The sequence below is a fragment of the Bradyrhizobium sp. MOS001 genome (assembly GCF_004634465.1).
GTDB lineage: Bacteria > Pseudomonadota > Alphaproteobacteria > Rhizobiales > Xanthobacteraceae > Bradyrhizobium > Bradyrhizobium barranii.
In genome coordinates this window covers 105,551-122,579 of sequence record NZ_SPVJ01000011.1, presented here as the reverse complement: position 1 = coordinate 122,579, position 17,029 = coordinate 105,551, and the positions used below count along the sequence as shown (strand labels likewise).

The following is a 17,029-nucleotide window of genomic DNA, read 5'->3' as shown; positions in this document are numbered from 1 at the left end:
CGTCGTTCTCCTATTCCGCGGCCTGAAGCGTGGTCGGGGCCGGGATGAAATCTTCCCGGAAATGCTTCAATGCGCTGAGCACGGGGTAGGGCGTGAAGCCCCCGAGTGCGCAGAGCGAGCCGAATTTCATGGTGTTGCAGAGGTCCTCGACGAGCGCGAGATTTTCGCTCACGCGCTCGCCGCGGATGATCTTCTCGATGGTCTCGACGCCACGGGTCGAGCCGATCCGGCAGGGCGTGCACTTGCCGCAGGATTCGATGGCGCAGAATTCCATGGCGAAGCGCGCTTGGTTGCGCATGTCGACGCTGTCGTCGAACACGACGATGCCGCCATGGCCGATCAAGCCGTCGCGTGCGGCGAAGGCTTCGTAGTCGAACGGGGTGTCGAACAGCGCGCGCGGGAAATAGGCGCCGAGCGGGCCGCCGACCTGCACCGCGCGGACCGGGCGGCCCGTGAGCGTGCCACCGCCGATGTCGTCAACGAGCTCGCCAAGCGTCACGCCGAACGCGGTCTCGAACAGCCCGCCATGGCGTATGTTGCCGGCGAGCTGGATCGGCATCGTGCCGCGCGAGCGGCCCATGCCGAAATCAGCATAGGCCTTGGCACCTTCGGCGAGGATGAAGGGGATCGCCGCGAATGACAGCACGTTGTTGATGACGGTCGGCTTGCCGAACAGGCCGTGATGCGCCGGCAGCGGCGGCTTGGCGCGGACCAGGCCGCGGCGTCCTTCGAGACTCTCCAGCAGCGAGGTCTCTTCGCCGCAAACGTAAGCGCCGGCGCCGACCCGCACTTCGAGATCGAAGCTGTAGGTGGAGCCGCCGATCTTGTCGCCGAGATAGCCGCCGCGCTTTGCTGCCTTGATGGCCGCGTTCATCGCTTCGACGGCGTGGGGGTATTCGCTGCGGATGTAGATGTAGCCCTTGGTCGCGCCGACGGTGATGCCGGCGGTGGTCATGCCCTCGATCACCAGGAAGGGGTCGCCTTCCATGATCATGCGGTCGGCGAAGGTGCCACTGTCGCCTTCGTCGGCGTTGCAGACGATGAACTTGCGGTCGGCCTTCGCTTGCGCGACGGTCTTCCACTTGATGCCGGTCGGGAAGCCCGCACCGCCGCGGCCACGCAGGCCGGATGCGGTGACCTCGGCGAGGATCGCATCCGAGCCGAGCGACAGCGCGCGCTCGAGGCCCTTATAGCCGCCATGGGCGCGGTAGTCGTCAAGCGAGCGCGGATCGATCACGCCGCAGCGGGCGAAGGTGAGGCGGGTCTGGCGCTTCAGCCAGGGGATCTCGTCGGTCGCTCCGAGCCGCAGCAGATGCGGCGTGTTGCTGGCGAGGGCGTCGAGCAGGGAGGGCACATCGGCCTCGGTCACCGGGCCGAAGGCGATCCGGCCCTGCGGCGTCGCAACCTCGACCAGCGGCTCCAGCCAGTACATGCCGCGCGAGCCAGTCCTGACGATCTCGACTGCAACGCCGCGCTTGGCCGCATCCTGCTCCAGCGCCAGCGCAACCTCGTCGGCGCCAACCGCAATCGCACCCGCATCGCGTGAGACGAATAGACGCATGCTCATCGCTGTGCCTCCGCGACCAGTGCATCGAGGCGCTTCTCATCGAGCCGGCCAATGAGGCGGCCGTCGAGCATGGCGGACGGTGCGGTCGCGCACAGCCCGAGGCAGTAGATCGGCTCCAGCGTGACGCGATCATCGGCGGTCGTGTTACCGAGGGGCACGCCAAGCTTCGCCTCGGCGCGCGCAGCGAGAGCATCGCCCCCCGCAGCCTGACACGCTTCCGCGCGACAAAGCTTCAGGACATGACGCCCGGCCGGCTTGTGCCTGAAATCATGGTAGAAGGTGAACACGCCATGCACCTCGGCGCGCGACAGATTCAGCGCCTGCGCCACCATGGGGATCGCCGCCTCCGGCACGTAGCCGAACGCCTCCTGAAGGGCGTGCAGGATGACCAGCGTCGCGCCCTCTTGCTTCGCATGTTCGGCGATGATCTCGGCGCCGCGCGTCTCGTCCCAAGGCTCGTAAACCGCTGTCATTCTTTGTTCTCAGATTGAGCGTCCCTTGATCGCAAACTATTTGGAATCGTTCGAAGATCAATAAAGCTGTCTCATGCTGCGATTGCGAATTGCGATCGATTTGGAAGTGCAATCAGACGATACGGAAATGCAATTAATCGCGTTCCGCTTGCCGGTTTTTCCGTGTTGGTAATGACCTGCCGTGCTAGCTTGCGTGCCACGATGGCATCCGAGGGGACGACCGGTTGATCGACAAGCTTGAACTGCTGCTGGCGCTGGCGAAGGAGCGGCATTTCGGACGCGCGGCAGAAGTCTGCGGCGTGACGCAACCGACGATGTCGACCGGGCTCAAGCAGCTCGAGGAGATCCTCGGCGTGATGCTGGTCCAGCGCGGCTCCCGCTTCCAGGGTTTTACCCCCGAGGGCGAGCGGGCGCTGGATTGGGCGCGGCGGATCGTGGGCGATGCCCGCGCCATGCGTGACGAGATCAACGGGCTGAAGCACAAGCTCTCCGGCGAAATCCGCATCGCGGCGATCCCGACCGTGCTCGGCATGGTCGCCCAGCTGACGACGCCGTTCCGCGCCAAGCATCCCGAGGTGCGCTTCCGCATCCAGTCCACCACCTCATCAGAGGTGCTCGGGCTGCTCGAAAATCTCGAGGTCGATGCGGGCCTGACCTATATCGAGAACGAGCCGATCGGCAAGGTGCGCACCATTCCGCTCTACAACGAGAGCTATCGCCTGCTGACCGCGCCGGACGGAATGTTCGGCGATCGCGAGACGGTGACGTGGAAGGAGGTCGGGCAGGTGCCGCTGTGCCTGCTGACGCCCGACATGCAGAACCGCCGCATCATCGACCGCGCGCTCCGCTCGGTCGGCGCGGAGGCGACGCCAACCCTGACCTCGAACTCGCTGCTCGTGCTGTTCACGCATGTGAAGACGGGGCGCTGGGCGAGCGTGATGCCGGCCAAGCTTGCCGAGACGCTCGGCCTGTCCGATACGGTGCGCTCGATCCCGATCACCGATCCTGATGTCAATTACAGCATCGGCATGGTGATTCCGCAGCGCGATCCGATGACGCCGCTGATTGCGGCGCTGGTCAACGTCGCGCGCGAAGTCGCGCCGTCGCTGCAATTGTAGGGTCTACAGCGTTTTCGAGCGAAGTGGATACCGGTTCGCGTGAAGAAAACGCGTCAAAACAAGAATCCAGAGCTTCGGTTCTGATCCAATCAGAACCGATAATGCACTAGGCCGCAGCCGACATCCCGGACGCCGCCTTGATCGCATCGCGCGGCAGGGTCACGCGGACGACGGTGCCCACCTCGATCTTCGAGCGCAGCCGCATCGAGCCGCCGTGGAGCTGCGCCAGCGAGCGCGCGATCGCAAGTCCAAGTCCGGAGCCGTGATAGGTCTTGGTGAGCTGGCTCTCGACCTGCTCGAACGGGCGGCCGAGCCGTGCCAGCGAATGCGGCGCGATCCCGATGCCGGTGTCGGCGATCAACAGCACGATCTTGTCGTCGAGCTGCCGACTGCGCACCACGATGCGTCCGCCGTCGGGCGTGAACTTCACCGCATTGGAGAGCAGGTTGACGATGATCTGCTTGGTCGCGCGGCGGTCGGCAACGACCGAGATCGATTTCTCGATCCCGGCGTCGAGCGTCAGATGCTTGTCTTGTGCGCGGCCGGAGACGACACGGAGGGACTCCGCGAGCGTCTGTCCGAGGTCGAGCTCTTCCATGTCGAGCTTCATGCGGCCGGCTTCGATCTTGGACATGTCGAGGATGTCGTTGATGACTTCGAGCAGGTAATGGCCGCTGGTCAGGATGTCCTGGCAGTATTCCTGGTACTTCTCCGAGCCGAGCTCGCCGAACATGCCCGAGCCCATGATCTCGGAGAAGCCGATGATGGCGTTCAGCGGCGTGCGCAGCTCGTGGCTCATATTGGCGAGGAATTTCGACTTGGTCTGGTTGGCTTCCTCGGCGCGGGTCTTCTCGCGCTGATACTTCTCGGCGAGGTCGGCGAGCTCGTTGGTCTGGCGCTCCAGCGCGGCCTGGGAGCGCTTCAGGTCGATGACGGTGGCGCGCAGGCGCAGATCGTTGTCGACCAGCTTCTGCTCGTGCTCCTTGATGCGGGTGATGTCGGTGCCGACCGAGACGTAGCCACCGTCCTTGGTGCGGCGCTCGCTGATGTGCAGCCAGCTGCCGTCGTCGAGCTGCGCCTCGAAGGTGCGTGCGCCCGGACCCTGGCTGGCCGTCTCGTTGTGGCGGGTGCGCACCTCCGGCATCCGGCCGACCTCGAGCACGGTCTCGTAGGAGGTGCCGGGGATGACGGCGGTGTCGGGCAGCTTGTGCAGGCGCTGGAAGTGCGAGTTGCAGAGCACGAGGCGGTCGCTCGCGTCCCACAGCACGAAGGCCTCCGGAATGGTCTCGATGGCGTCGCGCAGGCGGAGGTCGGCTTCGACGGTGCGTTCAGCAAGGCTCTTCTGCTCGGTGATGTCGACGGCGATGCCGATCAGGTGCACGCTGGAATCGGTCGCCCCGTGCGTCTTCTCGCAGCGGACGCGGAGCCAGATCCAGTGACCGTCGACGTGCTGCATGCGGAAGGTCTGGTCGATATGGTCGATCTTCCCGGAGATGAGCTGGTCGGCGATCTCGAACAGGTCGATGTCGTCGGACTTCACCAGCGCATTGACCTCGCCGAAGGTGAGGAGCTCGTTACGGCCGTCGAGGCCGAGCATCGAAAACATCGACTGCGACCAGAAGATCCGGCCGCGCGACAGATCCCAGTCCCACAGGCCGCAGCGGCCGCGGTTGAGCGCGGTGTCGATGCGGCCGCGCACGGCGTCGTTGATGAGGTCGCCCTCGCGGGCGCGGGTGGACTGCCAGTGGAAGGCGAAGCCGAGGATCAGAACGACGAAGCCGGTGGTCGCCGACAGCGTCACCGAGAGCGCGGCGTCCGAGCCCCAGATCGGCTCGTTGCGCTCCTGGATCACGGTGACGAGGCCCGGCAGCGACTTGATCTGCCGCGAGGTCACCATTGCGGCGTTGCCGTTCGGCAGCGTCATGTCGGAGACGTTGCTGTCGCGCGGCGGCGCCGCGAGCAGTTGCGCCGTGGTGATGGCATCGAGCAGGCGGTCGTTGCCTGAGGGGTCGCGGTCGATCGGAATGCGGGCGAGGATGCGGCGGTCGACGCCGGCCGAGGTGACGACGACGTGGCGGCCGGAGGCCGTGCCCCAGGACGGGATCAGATCGGGCAGCAGCGTCGGCAGGTTCTCGATGTTCTTGAGCCGCTCCTGCCGCGACGAGGTCAGGCGATCGATCCGCTCTGCGAGCAGGTCGGCCAGCGCCGAGATGTCGTGGCGGAGCACCTGCCGCTTCTGGCGCGTCTGATCGACGACCTGCACGAACGCGCCGAGACAGATCGTGACCAGGAACGCGATGATCAACGTCGGCACGGCGCGGCGCAGCGCCGGCTCCGCGATCAGGAGCCGATGATAGGCAGGTTTCGCGATCGATTGCGCCAATCCCTTGATCGAATCGGATTGGACGCGCACGTTCGCGGCGTCTGCACGCGACATGCCTTCTGCCCCCTGGAAAACCTGCTTGCAACTTGAGTTCGGAAGCAGCCCCACATCGCTTCCGAATCAAGCCTGATTTGAATCCAGTTTTCGCAGGCTGTCGAGAGTCAACGAATCGTTAACGCGAATTTATTCTTATCCAACGCGCACTTTGCGTCCGCAAACTTACGTGCGTGGCGAGTCCGAAACGAGAACATGTGACTCCCCGCACATTTCGCGTCACGCCCGCGGCGGCTCGGCGTGACTGATCACGCGCTTCACGCTCGGGAACGCGCGGCGGAGCGCGCGCTCGATCGCGTCGACATGCTCGTGCACCTTGATCACGCTCATCGAGGGCGTGGCACGGCAGTGGAAATTGACGATCTCGCCGGCGTCGGTGTTGCGGACACGCACATTGTGGATGTCGTAGATCTCGCCGCCGGCGGCATATTCCGTCAGGGCGGAGGCGATGGCCCGCACCCGTTCCGGCACGGCATCGACCCCGAACGGCAGTTCCGGTTCCAATGGTTCGATATGGACGTCCACCTCGACGTCGGCGCCGAACTCCTCCTGGATGCTGCGCTCCAGCGTGTTGGCGATGTCATGGGCGGCGTCGAGCTGCATCCCGGCGTCGACCTCGAGGTCGATGCCGACGATGAGCTTGGCGCCGAGGTCGTGCACCGTGACGTGGTGGATGGCGAGGCCGGAATTGTGTGCGATGACCATGATCCGGTCGCGCACGGTCTCGTTGTCGCGCGCGACGGGGACGGCGGTGAAGGTAAGGTCGGCGTCGCCGAATGCCTTGTTGACCGCCGCCTGCGCCTTGCGCTTGATCTCCTCGACGCGGTCGATCGGATAGGTTCGCGGCACCTTCGCGATGGTGTCGATGAACATGGTCGCGCCCACCATGCGCAGCCGCAACCGCTCGACGTCGATCACGCCGGGCACGCCAAGGATCGCGGCCGTGGCCTTCTCCTGCGCGCCCTCGGGGGCGCGATCGACCAGCGTCTGCACGGTCGAGCCGGCCATGCGCAGGCCGAGCAGGGCGATCATCACGGCGACGGCGGCAGCGGCCGCGGCGTCGCCCCACCAGAAGCCGAGGGCGGCCAGGATCAGGCCGATGATCACGGCGAACGAGCCGAGTACGTCGGAGGCGAAATGCAGCGCGTCCGCCGCGAGCGCCTGGCTGCGCGTTTCCCGTGCGGCGCGGTGCAGGGCGCGGGCACGCCACAAGTTCACGACGATGTCGATCACCAGCACCACGAACGGTACGGCCGAGATGGTCGGCGGCGGAGTTCCCTCGCGCAGGCGGCTGTAGGATTCGACCAGGATGCCCCCGGCCAGCACGTAGAGCAGGGCGGTGACACCGAGCGCGGAGATGCTCTCCAGCTTGCCGTGGCCGTAATGGTGCTCTTCGTCGGCCGGCTTGTCGGACACCCGCACCACCGCCCAGGTGATGATGGTCGCGACCAGGTCGATCGAGGAATGCAGGGCCTCCGAAATCAGCGCCAGCGAGCCGATCGCGATCCCGACCGCAAACTTGGCCGCTGCCATGCCGCCGCTGGCGAAGATCGAGATTGCGGCGACCGAGGTCTTGTTGTGCTGTGCGCTCATGGCCGGGGATTTAGCAGCCTAGGGCTGAACATCAAGCGACGATCCACAGCTGTAGTCGCGAGTGAGTTGCAGGAGCGAAACTATTGCGAATGCTTCCGAATTGAATGCTCGCTTATGCCACTGGCTCAGTCTCGTAGGGTGGGCAAAGGCGCGTAGCGCCGTGCCCACCAACAAGTGTCTCCTGATCAACCGCTGTGGTGGGCACGCTTCGCTTTGCCCACCCTACGAGACCGCGCGCTCGTCGCCCGGCCAGGCATCACAGCGTCACGACGATCTTCCCCAGATGCTTGTTCGCCTCCATGTGCTCGAACGCCTTGTCGATGTCGGCGAAGGCATAGACCTTGTCGATCGGCAGCTGCAGCTTGCGTGACTCGACCGCGCCCCAGATGTCCTTGCGGACCTCGTCGAAGATCTCGCGGACCTCCTCGATGGTGCGGGTGCGGAAGGTGACGCCGACATAGTCGATCCGGCGTGCGGCATGCAGGTCGAAGTTGAAATCGGCATGGGTGCCGCCGAGCCGGCCGACATTGACGATGCGGCCCTTGACCTTGGTGGCGGCGAGGTTCTGGCTCGCGACCTTGCCCGAGACCTGGTCGACGATGAGGTCGACGCCTTCGCCGTTCGTCGCCTTCAGCACCTCGTCCACCCATTTGGGGTCGGAGGAGTCGACGGCGAGGTCGGCGCCATACTCCCTAAGCCGGCCGCGGCGATAGGGATCGGTCGACGAGCCGATCACGAGCTTGGCGCCCTTGAGCCTCGCAATCTGCATCGCCATCAGACCGACGCCGGAGCTCGCCCCCTGGATCAGCACGGCTTGGCCGGGCTGAATGCCGCCGACGGTGACGACCGCGTTGTGCATGGTCGCGAGCGCGACGGGCAGGGTGGCGGCTTCCTCGAAGTTCATGTTCGATGGCGCGCGGAACAGCCGGCCGTGATCGGCCAGGGTGTATTCGGCGAACGCCGCGCCGCCCGAGCCCATGATGCGGTCGCCGACCTTCACGCCCTTGGCATCCGGTCCGAGCTCGGCGACCTCGCCGGCCCATTCCATGCCGAGCACGGTGCCGGCACCGCCGGCGGCGCCATGGGCGTGGCCCTTGCGCATGCCGGTGTCGGCGCGGTTCAGCCCGCAGGCGCGGACGCGGACCAGCACCTGCGTGCCCTTAGGCTTTGGTTGAGCGACGTCGGAAATCTGAGCGCCGTCAGGGCCGTAGACATAAGCCTTCATGAATTACTCTCGCTTCTTGCAGTGATTATTCAGCGGCTTGTGCGCTCGGATGAGCGATCATGCCTTCGAGCCGGCTGCGAATGATGGCTTCGGCCTCGCGCACGATGCGGGAGATCAGCTCGGCGCAGCTCGGGATGTCCTGGATCAGGCCCTGCACCTGGCCCGCCGACCAGATGCCTTCGTCCGAATTGCCGGTCGCATAGACCATCTTACCACGGGCGCCCGCAACCAGCTCGCGGATGTCCTCGAACTTCGCGCCTTCCTTCTCCATGGCGACGACCTTGGTCGAGATGTCGTTTTTGGCAACGCGCGAGGTGTTGCGCATGGTACGGAAGATCAGCTCGGTCTCGCGCTCGTCATTGGCGACGATCTTCTCCTTGATGAGCTGGTGGATCGGGCTTTCCTTGGTGGCCATGAAGCGGGTGCCCATGTTGATGCCCTCGGCGCCGAGCGCCAGGGCGGCGACGAGGCCGCGGGCATCGGCAAAGCCGCCCGAGGCGATCATCGGGATCTTGATCTTGTTGGCGGCGGCCGGGATCAGGATCAGGCCGGGGGTGTCGTCCTCGCCGGGGTGGCCGGCGCATTCGAACCCGTCGATCGAGATGGCGTCGACGCCCATGCGCTCGGCCGAGAGCGCGTGGCGGACGCTGGTGCATTTGTGCACGATCTTGACGCCATGCCTCCTGAACTCATCGACATGCTCCTGCGGCTTGTTGCCGGCGGTCTCGACCACGGTGATGCCGGCCTCGATGATGGCGGCGCGGTATTCGGCGTAGGGCGGCGGCTTGATCGCGGGCAGGATGGTGAGGTTGACGCCAAAGGGCTTGTCGGTGAGGTCGCGGCAGCGCGCGATCTCCTTGGTCAGGTCTTCCGGGGTCGGCTGGGTCAGCGCCGTGATGAAGCCGAGCGCGCCAGCGTTCGCGACCGCGGCGACCAGCTCGGCGCGTCCGACCCATTGCATGCCGCCCTGGACGATCGGGTGCTCGACGCCGACGAGCTTTGTGAACCGTGTCTGCAGCATGATCTGTTTCCCCCGCCTCGCGTGGCGCTCTGTTATCGGTTGATGGCGGCAGGATGCCGCCGGGGGTAGGAAAAGTCTATCAGCCGGGCGTGCGGGGCGTCATGCGAGCGATGAGGGTGATTCCGCAGGGCGGATAATTGGACGCCGGTTTCCGTCAGGCCGGCACCGCTGAGTCGGTTCTTAGCCCCGCTGCTTCAACACCGTCATTGCGAGCGCAGCGAAGCAATCCAGACTGTCTCCGCGGAGGGACTCTGGATTGCTTCGCTGCGCTCGCAATGACGGTAGAACTACTCCGCCGACAGCCGCACCATCTGGCGGCCGCCGTTCATTTCCTTGAGGCTGTTGACGAATTTTTCCGGGCGCTGCCAGCGGTAGGGGACCTGCAGGCCCATGAACTCGGCGATGTCGCCGATGAAGCCGGTGCAGTTGGTGGTCTCAGCGTTCCAGACCGGCGAGCTCGCCTGCAATTTCTTGATATAGGCGAAGACGCGCTTGGCGTCGGCTTCGCTCAGATAGACGCGGTAGTTCGCGGTCAGATAGTCCGGATCGAGATCGCCGTAGCTCGCGCCGGTTTCGGCTGGCACCCAGGTGAGGTGACCGAGCACATAGGCCCAAGTGTCGCCGGCGGGCGTGAGGCCCGCGACTTCGACGGCGCGCTCGCTGGTCTTGCCGTACCAGACGAACGCATGGCCCCAGCTCGCCGCCGTCCGCGCGCGGAAGTCGACGTAGTAGGGACCTTTCTCTGCGCGTGCGACGGAGCGCCGCGTCGATTGCGGCGCCGGTCGTGATGCGGCGTCGGTCGTAGCAAGCGCATTGGCGTCGGCAACGCGCTTGTTCGCTTCGTGGGCCGAGGCCGAGGGGGTGGTGCAGGCGAGCATCGCCGCGAGAGCGAATCCCGCGAGGATGCAGGATCCCGATCGATCAGATGTGTTCGTCACGTTGTGCCCCTCGACTACCGGCCGCTTACGCAGATTTCTTGCGCGTATTTCCGTTGCGCGTCAGTAGCGCGCAGCGACCGGGCCGGGCGCCTTGCCGATCGGGGCCTTTCCAATCGGGCTCTTGCCAATCGGCATCTTGCCGATCGGCGCCTGCTCCGCAGGATAGACGGGAACGGGCTGGCGACGCGGCAGATCCGCAGCGTTCGCAGCCGTCACCAGAGCAAGCGTCGCACCCAGAGCAATTACAATTTTCTTCACAGTCATACCCCTAGAAGGTTTGGTCTAAACACGGCACGGCCGTGCCCCCAGACACGCCTCATAGAAGGCGGCCGAATGCGTCCAAGTTGCGGCACCCGCGGGACATGTTGGCGGCATTGATCGGGTGCGCGGAGATATGATGTGTCTGGATGTTTCGGCGCGGCGTGATTGCGGGCTGTAGGATGGGTAGAGCGAAGCGAAACCCATCGCACCCTTTCCACGGTGATCGTGGTTATGGGTTTCGCTGCGCTCTACCCATCCTACGCAGCTCGGGCTTCTCACCCGATTCGGTTCAGGCTGTTCCTGATCGTCGAGAAGATGCCGCCGATGTCTTTGCGCAAGGCATCGAGCGCGTTGAAATTGTCGAAGATGCGGGCGAGGCGGTCTTCGACCTCGCGCTTGCTCCTGGCGAGGGCATCGACGCGCGAGGCGAGGGTGACGTCGCCGTTCGCCTCGATCTCGCCGACGGTGTTCGCAAGGAGATCGCGGGTGGCGCCGACCTCGGCGATCATGGCCTCGATGCCGAACACCGGCGCCTTCAGCGGAACGAGGTCGGCCTGCGACTTCGACAACTCCGTCTTGAAGGCGTTCAGCGTCGCCAGCGTCTCCTGCAACGCGCCGAGCCGCTGGCGCGACTGGAGGACGAAATCGTTCAGCGCGTTCTGGCGGTCGACGAGGGTCTTGCCCTCGGGGTCGGTTTCGACGTCGGCGAGCGAGCGTTCGAGCTGGGCCTGGCGCTGGCCGAGTTCCTCGAAATCGAGCCGGATCGCTTTCAGGATATTGAAGCTGTCGTCGATGCGGGCGAGGCGCTGCGCGATCTCGATCTTGTTCTTCGAGAGCGTCTCGACGCGAGTGTCGAGCGGCGCCTCGCCGCCGGTCTCGAGCTCGTCGATGCTCTTGGCCAGACGGTCATGGCTGAGGCCGAGCTCGCCGATCAGGGCATTGATGCCGGCGTCCGATGAGCGCAGCGGGACCAGTTCGGCATGGGATTTCGCCAGATCTTCCTTGTACTGGTTGAGGGTCACGAAAGTGTCCTGGACCGCGTTCACCCGTGACAGCAGCGCCGATACGTCGCGCGCCACGTCCTTCAGGCGGTCGGCGAGGTTATTCTTGCGGTCGTCGGTCTCGAGGTCGAGCAGGGAGCGTTCGAGCTGGTTCTGGCGGTCGCGGATCTCGGTGAAAACAGGCTCGACCGCGCGCCGCTGGTCGGCGACCTTGCCGACCATCTCTCGCACCCCCTGCTGGCGCCGGCGGATCTCGGCGAGCTGGTCGTGCATGTCGGTGGATTCGTTTCGGCCCTGCTGGAGTAGGGCGCGCTGCTCAGTCTCGCCCAGCTTGTCGTGGAGGGCGGAGACGGCCTCGCGGGGATCGCTTTCGATCAGGTGCTGGACGGTGGCGTCGAGGTGGTTTTGCAGGGCGTGGGCGACGACGACATCCTCGCGGGTCTTCTTGAGGCGGTCGCGCAGGGTATTGAGGCGGCGATCCTGACGCGAGAGCCGCCAGGCGGGGGCGCCGATCAGCGCCAGCCCGAGCGTCACGATCGCGCCGGTTGCGATACGCTGCGGCATAGGCAGGTCCGCAAACAGGGCAGGCAAGTGCGCGACGTCATAACCAAACGCCTGTTGGGCGAGGATCGCGATGGCGGCTAGCAGGACAAACCAGGCAACCACGAAAAACAGCCACATCGTGACTTCCCCACCCGGGACACATTCTCGCCATAGTTGCTATTGGAGAGCGGAACCGAGATCAAGGGGCGGGCGGGGTTGCCAGATGTTTCCGGTCGCGCGATCCACTGCCGGTTGCGTCAGTCGATTGGCGGAGAGCAGGGTGCCAGGTTTTCCCGGGGAGCGGGGCAAGGCCTGTAAGCCCGGATGGAGCAAAGCGCAATCCGGGGTCTGCGCGCGCAGAAACGCCCGTCCCGGATTAGGCTTCGCTCCATCCGGGCTACGGCACTGCGTGGGCCCCTTTCGGGGAGGCTAGCAGCAGGCGTCGGCGCGAGCCGGCGAGCCTCGGGCTATCATTTCCCGAGGAAGTTCGTGCGCATCTTGTCGGCGAACCAGACCACGAAGATCGCAGCGAACGAAAGAGCGAAGTACAGAGCCGCCCAGAGAAGTGCATTACTGGCGTTCGACATGACATCCTCCCTTGCATCAGAAATCGATCTGTTGCCGGGAAGGATAGCGGCAGCCGCGACCGCCGATTTGCGCAGGATCAATTTTTGCCGGGCTGCGGCGCAAATGGCCGGCGAGCCTTCATTCCGGGCCCACGATGGATTTGCGGCCTAGGAATGACGCAGCGAGTTACAGCCGAAACTCGTTGGTCAGCTCGCCGATGCCGTCGATCGCGACGGTCACGGAATTCACCGGCTCCTTCATCACCCCGACGCCGACCGAGGTGCCGACGGCGATGAGGTCGCCGGGAAGCAGGGTCATGTCGTGGGAGATTTTGCTGACCAGCTCCTGCGCGGTGAAGATCATGTCCGAGATCGGATAGTTCTGCCGCTCCGCGCCGTTGAGGATGGTGCGCACAACAAGCTTGGCCGGATCGAGGCCGGTTGCGATGACGGGGCCGAACGGGCCGTAATCATCGATGCCCTTGGCGCGGGCCCATTGCGGGAAAGTGGGATCGCTGGTCAGGATGTCGTTGGCGGTGATGTCGTTGACGCAGGTGTAGCCGAAGATGAAGCTGTCCGCTTCCGCCGGCGAGACGCGGGCGCAGGTCCGGCCGATGACGATGCCGAGCTCGCCCTCATAGGTGGTCTTGCCGTCGTAGTAAGAGGGGCGGCGGATCACGGCGCCCGGCGTCGTGATGGTGGTGGTCGCCTTCAGCAGATAGAGCGGCTCCGGCGGCTCGGGCTGGTTCAGCTTGGCGGCGAGCGCGTGGAAATTATTCCAGAGCGCGACGATCTTGCTGGGCGCGCAGGGCGCGAGCAGCTCGACCTCCGACAGCGCCAGCACCTTGCCGGTGGCTGCATGGCGGCCGAACATCTCACCCTCATACACGCTGATGCCTGATGGCGTCAGGGTGCCGAAGCCGGTCGCACCGGCATGGCGGAAGCGCAGCCATTGCTTCATCTCGCCCGCCATCACGCCACCGCCAGTGCACGGGGATCGGCGGGCGCGGAGACGCCGTCATAGAGGCCGGCGATGCGAGCACGCTGGGTCACCATCGCCAGCACCGAGTCGAGCGCGGGCGTGGCGATGCCGGTGAGGCGGCCCATCTCCTGCACCACGGTGACGAGCGGGTCGATCTCCATCGGACGGCCGCGCTCGAGATCCTGGAGCATCGAGGTCTTGTGCGCGCCGACCTTGCGGGCGCCCTCGATACGGCGCTCGACGTCGACGCGGAATTTGACGCCAAACGTCTCGGCGATGCCTTGCGTCTCCACCATGATCGCGCGCGACAGCGCACGCGTGGAGGGATCGGTGCAGATCACGTCGAGCGTTGCATGGGTCAGTGCGCTGATCGGGTTGAAGCAGACATTGCCCCAGAGTTTCAGCCAGATCTCGTCGCGGATGCGGTCGAGCACCGGCGCTTTCAGCCCGGCGGTGACGAAGAGATCGGCGAGGCGCTGCACGTCCGAGGTGATTTCGCCGGAGGGCTCGCCGAGCGGAAAATTGTTGCCGTAGACGTGGCGGATCACGCCGGGCGCTTCGATCTCGGTGGCGGGATAGACGATGCAGCCGATGGCGCGCTCGGCGCCGATCTCGCGCCACTGCCGTCCGCCGGGGTCGATGCTCTCCAGCGTCGAATTCTCGTATTGGCCGCCGTGCTTGTAGAAATACCAATAGGGGATGCCGTTGACTGCGGTGACGATGCGGGTGTGCTGCCCGAGCAGCGGCTGCATCTTCTCGATCACGCCGGTGATCGAATGCGCCTTCAGCGTGATGATGATGTAGTCCTGCACGCCGAGTTCGGCGGGATCGTCGGTGCAGCGCGGATGCACGGTGTGCTTCTCCTCGCCCGCGAGCAGGGTCAGCCCGCGCTCACGCATCGCGGCAAGGTGGGCGCCGCGCGCGACCAGGCTGACGTCGGCGCCAGCGCGTGCGAGCTGAACCCCGAGATATCCGCCGATCGCGCCGGCGCCGTAGATGCAGATCTTCATGAAATCCTCGCGGGTGTCCGGAATTTTGGGACGAAAGATCCGGTCCGGCTCGGAGAGGTCCGAGCCGGGGCCGGTAGTCGCAGGGGAAGTGTGACGCTTTAAGCTGCTGCTTGCGGCGAGCCGTTGATCGCTTCGTCAACGGCAGCAGCAATGTCGCGCATGCTGATGACGGAGACGAGGCTGTAATCGTCGATGACCGGCAGGTGACGGATGTGATTGCGGTTCATCAGATGCCGGACGTGCTCGATCGTGTCTGAGGAGCTGCAGGACACCAGCTGCTGCACCGACACGAGCTGCGAGACCTTGACGTTGATGGCGTTGGCACCATGCTCGGCGACGGCGCGCACCACGTCGCGCTCGGTGAACATGCCGACCGCGGTGTTGCCTTCGGAGCGGACCACGTCCTTGACCACCAGCGCGCTGATATTGTTGGCGCGCATCAGCTTGGCGGCGATACCCACCGTTTCGTTCATTCGCACCGTGACAACGCGCGGTGTCTTCTTGCGCAGAATGTCTCCGACCAGCATTGCAACCTCCCTAGGTGAATGACAGGGGAAGTGTGGTATACATAATGCCAATCGTCAAGCATTCGATTTGGCTGATCCGAAAATTCTTGCGGCAGCAATACTGACGTTTGTCATCGTGCCAAAAGGAAAAGGGGCGCATCGCTGCGCCCCTTTCGACCGATTGAAAGGCGTGTGGTCGCTACGCTGTCTCGGTCTTGGCGTTGCCGGTCTTGGCGGTGTCGGTCGCGGCGTTGGCGCTCTCGGCTTCCTTGCCGAGGATGAAGGAGCGGCGCAGCGGCTTGATCACGAACAGCGCCGTCAGCGCCGCCGTCGCGTTCAGCGCCACTGCGACCACGAACACGGCCTTCCAGCCGTACGTTGCCGAGATCACGCTGGCGAGCGGGACGAGCAGGGATGCCGTGCCTTTCGCGGTGTAGAGCATGCCGTTGTTGGTGGTTGCGTATTTCGAGCCGAACGTGTCGCCGCAGGTGGCGGGGAACAGCGAGTAGATTTCGCCGAACACGCCGAAGTACACCGCGGTCGCGAGCACGAACACGATCGGGATGTTTCCATAGGCCGACAGCGTCAGCAGCATCACCGCCGCGGTGCCGAACGCGATGAACATGGTGTGCTCGCGGCCGATCGTGTCGGAGACCCAGCCGAAGAAGGGACGTCCGAAACCGTCGAAGATGCGGTCGAGCGAGATCGCGAACGTCAATGCCGCCATCTGGAAGCCCGCGAGCGTCACCGGCGTGTCGGCGATCTTGAAGTCGTGCGCGATCGGGCCGATCTGTGCCGCGGTCATCAGGCCGCCGGAGGCGACCATGACGAAAACGAGATACATCACCCAGAAAATAGGGGTGCGCAGCACCTGCGGCGGGGTGAAGTCGATCTTGGTCTGCGGCAGATTGAGCTGCTTCTTCTTCGGCGGGATGGAGATCCGCGGCGGCTGGATGAAGAAGGCGAGCACGAACACGATCAGGCCCTGGCCGATGCCGAAGGTGAGGAACGCGTGCTGGTAGCCGCTCGTTACGATCATGGTCGCGATCGGCACAATGGTGAGCGCGGCGCCCGCGCCGAAGCCGGCGGCGGTCGCACCGGCGGCGAGGCCGCGGCGATCGGGAAACCATTTCAGCGCGTTGCCGACGCAGGTGCCGTACACCGCGCCGGCGCCCATGCCGCCGACGACCGCGGCGGCGTAAAGCAGGGCGAGCGAGTCAGCGTAGGAGTTGAGCACCCAGGACAGCGCGATCATGGCGCCGCCGAACATGACGACGATGCGCGGACCGTATTTGTCGACGAACCAGGCCTCGATCGGCACCAGCCAGGTCTCGGTGACGACGAAGATGGTGAAAGCGAGCTGGATCGCCGCGCGGCCCCAATGATACTTGGCGTCAATCGGATCGACGAACAACGTCCAGCCGTATTGCAGATTGGCGATCATCGCCATGCAGACGATGCCCATGGCGAGCTGGAACCAACGGAAACCGGTGCGAAGAGGCGCAGCTGTGACGGCGCCGTCCGTGCTGGAAATCATCAATAACCTCCCAACGCGCCTGATTGAATGCGACCTGGGATTGCAAGATGACCCAGTGTCGCAAATATTGTGGCTTATCGTCGCAAGCGCAGCGGGGACATTGGTATACCATATTCCAGAAGGCAAGCCCAATCTTGTGACGCAGCGCAAGAAAAGTGCGCGGTTCCTTCACGTCAGCGGTAGCCAAGGCGGGTTCTGCAAAAACGAAAACGCCCGGCCGTGAGGCCGGGCGTCGTGCTTGAAGGAGTGGT

The 17,029-nt window shown here is 64.9% G+C and carries 15 protein-coding genes; 2 read left to right on the top strand and 13 right to left on the bottom strand.

Features of this window, described 5'->3' with window-relative positions:
* Positions 1-10: 10 nt before the first annotated feature.
* A complete protein-coding gene (locus tag CT676_RS17390) occupies positions 11-1,567 on the bottom strand; it encodes an NADH-quinone oxidoreductase subunit NuoF (RefSeq protein WP_135215012.1) in 1,557 nt (518 codons plus the stop codon).
* Positions 1,564-2,040 (bottom strand): formate dehydrogenase subunit gamma, encoded by a 477-nt coding sequence (locus CT676_RS17385; protein ID WP_135215011.1) that lies wholly within the window; start codon positions 2,038-2,040, stop codon positions 1,564-1,566. The genes CT676_RS17390 and CT676_RS17385 overlap by 4 nt, the downstream gene beginning before the upstream one ends.
* Before the next feature lie 224 nt (positions 2,041-2,264).
* Here CT676_RS17385 and CT676_RS17380 point away from each other — a divergent pair, with 224 nt between their 5' ends.
* A complete protein-coding gene (locus CT676_RS17380) occupies positions 2,265-3,158 on the top strand; it encodes a LysR family transcriptional regulator (protein ID WP_135215010.1) in 894 nt (297 codons plus the stop codon).
* A 106-nt stretch (positions 3,159-3,264) separates the two neighbouring features.
* Here the strand turns inward: CT676_RS17380 and CT676_RS17375 are convergent, their stop codons facing one another.
* From CT676_RS17375 to oxlT, 11 genes are all read right to left on the bottom strand, one after another.
* Positions 3,265-5,595 carry a PAS domain-containing sensor histidine kinase gene (locus CT676_RS17375; protein ID WP_135215009.1) on the bottom strand — a complete coding sequence of 777 codons (2,331 nt, stop codon included), beginning with the start codon at positions 5,593-5,595 and terminating at the stop codon, positions 3,265-3,267.
* A 219-nt stretch (positions 5,596-5,814) separates the two neighbouring features.
* Positions 5,815-7,188, bottom strand: coding sequence for a cation-efflux pump (locus CT676_RS17370; RefSeq protein ID WP_135215008.1), 1,374 nt, complete (start codon positions 7,186-7,188; stop codon positions 5,815-5,817).
* A 256-nt stretch (positions 7,189-7,444) separates the two neighbouring features.
* Complete coding sequence (locus CT676_RS17365; protein WP_085400614.1) at positions 7,445-8,413, bottom strand: zinc-binding dehydrogenase; 969 nt, start codon at positions 8,411-8,413, stop codon at positions 7,445-7,447.
* Between the two features lie 25 nt (positions 8,414-8,438).
* Complete coding sequence (locus tag CT676_RS17360) at positions 8,439-9,434, bottom strand: nitronate monooxygenase family protein (protein WP_063984534.1); 996 nt, start codon at positions 9,432-9,434, stop codon at positions 8,439-8,441.
* A 287-nt stretch (positions 9,435-9,721) separates the two neighbouring features.
* Positions 9,722-10,372, bottom strand: a complete 651-nt coding sequence (locus tag CT676_RS17355; protein ID WP_071915558.1) for a hypothetical protein — start codon at positions 10,370-10,372, stop codon at positions 9,722-9,724.
* Positions 10,373-10,432: 60 nt separating this feature from the next.
* On the bottom strand, positions 10,433-10,636 hold the full coding sequence (locus tag CT676_RS17350; RefSeq protein WP_063984531.1) for a hypothetical protein: 204 nt from the start codon (positions 10,634-10,636) through the stop codon (positions 10,433-10,435).
* 272 nt (positions 10,637-10,908) lie between these two features.
* On the bottom strand, positions 10,909-12,315 hold the full coding sequence (locus CT676_RS17345; protein WP_085400616.1) for a hypothetical protein: 1,407 nt from the start codon (positions 12,313-12,315) through the stop codon (positions 10,909-10,911).
* A 615-nt stretch (positions 12,316-12,930) separates the two neighbouring features.
* Positions 12,931-13,716: a fumarylacetoacetate hydrolase family protein gene (locus CT676_RS17340; RefSeq protein ID WP_085400618.1), complete on the bottom strand. Its 786-nt coding sequence runs from the start codon at positions 13,714-13,716 to the stop codon at positions 12,931-12,933.
* Positions 13,716-14,735, bottom strand: a complete 1,020-nt coding sequence (locus tag CT676_RS17335) for a 2-dehydropantoate 2-reductase (protein WP_085400619.1) — start codon at positions 14,733-14,735, stop codon at positions 13,716-13,718. Before CT676_RS17335 ends, CT676_RS17340 begins: the two co-directional genes overlap by 1 nt.
* Positions 14,736-14,833: 98 nt before the next feature.
* Positions 14,834-15,262: a CBS domain-containing protein gene (locus tag CT676_RS17330; protein WP_063984529.1), complete on the bottom strand. Its 429-nt coding sequence runs from the start codon at positions 15,260-15,262 to the stop codon at positions 14,834-14,836.
* Positions 15,263-15,440: 178 nt separating this feature from the next.
* Positions 15,441-16,778 (bottom strand): oxalate/formate MFS antiporter, encoded by a 1,338-nt coding sequence (gene oxlT, locus CT676_RS17325; protein WP_135215007.1) that lies wholly within the window; start codon positions 16,776-16,778, stop codon positions 15,441-15,443.
* Here oxlT and CT676_RS17320 point away from each other — a divergent pair.
* On the top strand, positions 16,765-17,001 hold the full coding sequence (locus tag CT676_RS17320; protein ID WP_135215006.1) for a hypothetical protein: 237 nt from the start codon (positions 16,765-16,767) through the stop codon (positions 16,999-17,001). The genes oxlT and CT676_RS17320 overlap by 14 nt on opposite strands.
* Positions 17,002-17,029: the final 28 nt, after the last annotated feature.